The following is a 5,091-nucleotide window of genomic DNA, read 5'->3' on the forward strand; positions in this document are numbered from 1 at the left end:
GAGCTAACGAGCTAACGACCACTATCTTCGACCAATCAACGGTTGGTCGAAGTCATTTGAACACTCGCCAACCCGCATATAAGCAACACGTCTAAAGTAATCACAACAAAGGAATCACGATGCTAAACATTAAGAACCAGCACTTACTCTCTTTTATGGTGACAGAAGCGAACAACGCAGTTGCAGTCACAAACCCAGCAACGGGTGAGCTTATTGGGCATGCGCCAATTTCATCCGAGGCGGAGTTAGAGAGCGCTATCGAACGTGCTCATGTTGCGCAGAAAGAGTGGGCAAAAATTCCTGCTAAATCCCGTGCTGCATTGCTAAGTGGTTGGCATCAACTGCTCCTTGAAAACAAAGAAGATCTTGCTCGCCTAATGACCATTGAACAAGGTAAGCCGCTAGCAGAAGCAACAGGCGAAGTGGTTTATGGTGCAAGCTTTATTGAATGGTTCGCCGAAGAAGCGAAGCGCACTTATGGTGATTCAATTCCTAGCACCGTCGCAGACAAACGCTTGGTAACCATCAAACAACCTATCGGAGTCGCATGTGCCATTACGCCATGGAACTTTCCAATTGCGATGATCACTCGTAAGGCAGCTCCTGCCCTTGCTGCTGGCTGTAGTTTTATTGTGAAGCCCTCAGACGAGACGCCCCTTTCTGCATTTGCTGTAGTTGAACTGGCTTACCAAGCAGGTATCCCGAAAGATCTATTACAAGTGGTGCTTGGCGACAGCCCTGAGCAAGTTGGCACCCTATTCACTTCTCATCCACTGATCAAAAAAATCTCTTTCACAGGCTCGACTCGAGTGGGCAGTATCTTGATGGCTCAAGCGGCAAAAGGCATCAAGCGCACCTCAATGGAGCTCGGTGGCAACGCACCTTTTATTGTGTTTGACGATGCAGACATCGACGCGGCCGTTCAAGGCGCAATGGCGTCGAAATTCCGTAATGCGGGACAAACATGTGTCTGTGCAAACCGTTTCTATGTTCACAGTAAAGTATACGATGAGTTCGTGGCTAAATTCGATCAAGCGGTTCAGCAGCTTAAGATTGGTAACGGCTTAGATGAAAGTGTCACCATTGGTCCTGTTGTCAGTCAGAATGCGAAGAACAACATCCAAGCATTAATAGACAGAGCGGTAGAACAAGGCGCGACACCTGTGACGCCAACTCAAGAGCTTGATGGGCTTTTCCTTCAGCCTGTCATTCTTAAAAATGTGAAACACAGCATGGACATTGTTCAGCAAGAGATCTTTGGTCCTGTCGCCCCTGTGATGCAATTCGAGACAGACGAAGAGCTTATTGAGATGGCAAACGACACCATTTATGGATTAGCGTCGTACTTCTACAGTCAGAACATTCATCGAGTATGGAACATTGCAGAGGCACTTGAGTACGGTATGGTCGGTATTAATGATGGCCTCATCTCAACCGAGGTCGCGCCGTTCGGCGGTGTTAAGCAATCAGGTATTGGCCGTGAAGGCGCAAAAGAAGGCATCGATGAATACATGGACATAAAGTATCTTTGCTTTGGCGGAAAATAAGGTTGGTAGCAACTAGGTTTCGGCAGTGATTAGGGCTCAGAAATAATTAAGTCTTAGTGATCACTAACCTACCCCACTCCCCACCTTTCTCACCACAAAAATGAATCAAAAAAAGCCGCGCTATAAAAGCGCGGCACCTTGGGCTCGGTTAAAGGGGGTTTCTTTTTTTTTAGTATTTTACATTCTCTGTTTTTGTTATTGGGTTGCTTCTCTATCCCTGCGCTTTCAGTTTTAGACGCATAGCATGCAGCACTGGCTCGGTGTAACCACTAGGTTGAGCGCAGCCTTCGAATACCAACTGACACGCTGCTGAAAATGCGATGCTGTTTTCAAAGTCAGGTGCCATATTACGGTAGCTCGGGTCGCTAGCGTTTTGCTCGTCAACCACTGCCGCCATACGTTTCATGGTTTTCATTACTTGTGCTTCATCGCAAATGCCGTGGCGTAACCAGTTGGCAATATGTTGACTCGAAATACGCAATGTCGCTCGGTCTTCCATTAACCCTACATCGTTAATATCTGGCACTTTCGAACACCCGACGCCTTGGTCAATCCAACGCACTACGTAACCAAGAATACCTTGTGTGTTGTTATCCAATTCATTTTGGATATCTTTAGCAGTCAGCTTTTGGTTGCCTAGTAGCGGGATAGTAAGAATATCATCAACATTGGCTCTCACTCGCTCTCGAAGCTCTTTCTGACGGCTTGGTACACTTACCTTGTGATAGTGCAGCGCGTGCAAAGTCGCGGCGGTTGGCGAAGGAACCCAAGCAGTATTAGCGCCCGCTTGTGGGTGTCCGATTTTCGCATCCATCATCTTCGCCATGTTGTCCGGCTCTGGCCACATACCTTTACCGATTTGGGCCTTACCTTGCAGGCCACAAGCTAAGCCAAGATCAACGTTCTGGTCTTCGTATGCGCCAATCCAAGTCATGGTTTTCAGCTGTGTTTTAGGAGCAAATGGGCCCGCTTCCATACTGGTGTGAATTTCATCACCCGTTCGGTCTAAGAAACCTGTGTTGATGAACACAACACGATCTTTAGCCGCGCGGATACATTCTTTAAGATTGACTGAAGTACGACGCTCTTCGTCCATGATGCCGACTTTGATCGTGAATCGGTCTAAGCCTAATGCATCTTCAATGCGACCAAACAGTTCATTGGTAAAGGCGACTTCTTCAGGGCCATGCATCTTAGGTTTAACAATATTGATGCTGTTCGCGGTCGAGTTTTGGTACGCGCTGTTGCCTTTTAAATCATGCATCGCGATTAGTGAAGTGATCATGCCATCCATAATACCTTCAGGTACTTCATTACCGTCAGCATCAATAATGGCAGGGTTGGTCATTAGATGGCCCACATTGCGGATAAACAACATGCTGCGGCCTTTCAGCGAGATCTCGCCTCCCGTCACGCTGGTGTATTGACGATCTGGGTTGAGGTTACGAACGATGGTCTTGCCATTTTTCTCTAGTGACTCTTGTAAGTCACCTTTCATCAAGCCTAACCAGTTACGGTAAGCCAGTGCTTTGTCTTCACCATCAACCGCTGCTACCGAATCTTCGCAATCCATAATGGTAGTGAGAGCCGATTCCACCAGCACATCTTTAATACCAGCCACATCAACGCTGCCAATTGGCGCGCTCGGGTCGATTTGAATTTCAATATGTAGATTGTTGTGCTTAAGCAGAATACTTGAAGGCGCACTTGCATCACCTTGGTAACCAATGAACTGGTTGCGATCGATTAGAGTGACTTCTTCGCCATTGTCTAAGGTCGCTGTCAGTGTATTGCCAATACTGACATTGCTGATGCTGTATTTGGTGACGTCTTTATGAGATACACCGTTTAACGGTGCAGCGTCATCAAGGAAACCTCGAGCGTAGCTCACGACTTTAGCGCCACGTGCAGGGTTAAAGCTGCCACCTTTTTCTGCACCATCACTTTCACTGATGACATCGGTTCCGTAGAGCGCATCGTATAAACTTCCCCAACGCGCATTAGCCGCGTTAAGTGCAAAACGTGCATTCATAATAGGTACAACAAGCTGCGGACCCGCTTGTGTTGCAATTTCAGGCTCAACGCTGGTAGTCGTTACTTGAAAGTCATCACCCTCAGGAACTAAGTAGCCAATCTGCTGTAAGAACTGTTTGTACTCGGCCGCATCTAGCGTTTGTCCGGCACGCTCTTGGTGCCAAACGTCAATTTGATGTTGAAGATCTTCACGCTTGATAAGCAGTGCGCGGTTCTTGGGAGCCAAGTCTTCAAGGATAGTTGCAAATGATTGCCAAAAGTCTTCAGCGACAATGCCTGTTCCAGGAATGACCTGCTCATTAATTAATTGGTAGAGGGTGCTATCAATGTTCAAGCTTCCCTGTTGAATACGACTGCTCATAAAATCTCTCTCAAACTAACTGATGACTACTCATTAAATCTACGTAACTGGCTTAAATTCACGTTACTAGCTCAAATTTACTTTACTAACTTAAACTTACGCAACGGACATAAATTTAGCTAATTTATGCCAGTTATACTGGATATTCATATAAAAAATACCCTACAAACTGTGTTATTCCGTCACACCACTCTCTATTTCATTGGCGACACTTTTAATCAATCGGCGCATCCACTGATGGTCTGGATTAGTTTGTAACAATGGACTCCACGCCATCTTCACCTCAAAGGGTTCAATCGCAAATGGCGCAGGTTTGATTAACAACCGAGGGTTGTTGCGCTGCAATTGTGCTGCTTTGGTTGGAATGGTCAGGATCAGGTTCTTCTGTTGAGCGAAGAGAATCGCCGACAGGTAGTGTCGTGTGAACACCGTGATATTACGCGTTTTGCCAATGCGCATTAATGCTTCATCTATCCAACCAAGCTTTTGCGCTTCGCTTGGGTTAATCCCAACGCCGGTGCCCATACCCGTCTTACTTACCCAGATATGTTGCGCCTTTAGATAAGACAAAATATCGAAGTTGTCCGCTATCGGGTTATCACAACTAAATAGGCAAGAGAACCCGTCGTGCCAAAGGCTCATCTGATGGAACGACTGTGGAATATCGTCAAAACGGTTGATGATAATATCAACAGTGCCTTGCTCCACATCCTGATAACTCACGTCACTTGGCGTCATAATATCTAAGCGTATTTTCGGTGCTATCTCGCTCAACTTTTTTAATAGCGGCTGAATAATGGTCGACTCAGCATAGTCACTCGCCATGATACGAAACACACGTTCACTGTCTTCTGCATTAAATTCCGTGGTCGGCTGCAATGTCTTTTCTACATTCGCCAAGATGTTTCTAATCAATGGCTGCAGTTTATGTGCTCGCTCGGTCGGTATCATCCCTTCACTGGTTCTCACCAACAGCGGGTCTTCAAATAGATCACGTAATCGACGCAGGCCATTACTCATGGCTGGCTGAGTGATTCCTAACTGATTTGCTGCTCGTGTTACGTTTCTTTCACGTAGCAACATGTCTAAATACACAAGTAAATTAAGGTCTATACGAGCAATATTCATAAGAAAAATACCGAATATAAT

General features: G+C 46.2%; 3 protein-coding genes. 1 reads left to right on the forward strand and 2 read right to left on the reverse strand.

Annotation, left to right across the window (positions count from 1 at the left end; translation table 11 throughout):
- Positions 1 to 119 precede the first annotated feature (119 nt).
- Complete coding sequence (locus AB4653_RS01595) at positions 120 to 1,547, forward strand: NAD-dependent succinate-semialdehyde dehydrogenase (RefSeq protein WP_102257525.1); 1,428 nt, start codon at positions 120 to 122, stop codon at positions 1,545 to 1,547.
- 211 nt (positions 1,548 to 1,758) lie between these two features.
- On the opposite strand, the gene AB4653_RS01600 is transcribed toward AB4653_RS01595, so the two are convergent.
- Both AB4653_RS01600 and AB4653_RS01605 read right to left on the reverse strand, forming a co-directional pair.
- Complete coding sequence (locus AB4653_RS01600; protein ID WP_009845780.1) at positions 1,759 to 3,942, reverse strand: malate synthase G; 2,184 nt, start codon at positions 3,940 to 3,942, stop codon at positions 1,759 to 1,761.
- 174 nt (positions 3,943 to 4,116) lie between these two features.
- Positions 4,117 to 5,070, reverse strand: coding sequence for a LysR family transcriptional regulator (locus tag AB4653_RS01605; protein WP_009845781.1), 954 nt, complete (start codon positions 5,068 to 5,070; stop codon positions 4,117 to 4,119).
- Positions 5,071 to 5,091 lie beyond the last annotated feature (21 nt).

Source organism: Vibrio sp. 10N.222.48.A3 (assembly GCF_041475345.1).
Lineage (GTDB): Bacteria > Pseudomonadota > Gammaproteobacteria > Enterobacterales > Vibrionaceae > Vibrio > Vibrio tasmaniensis_A.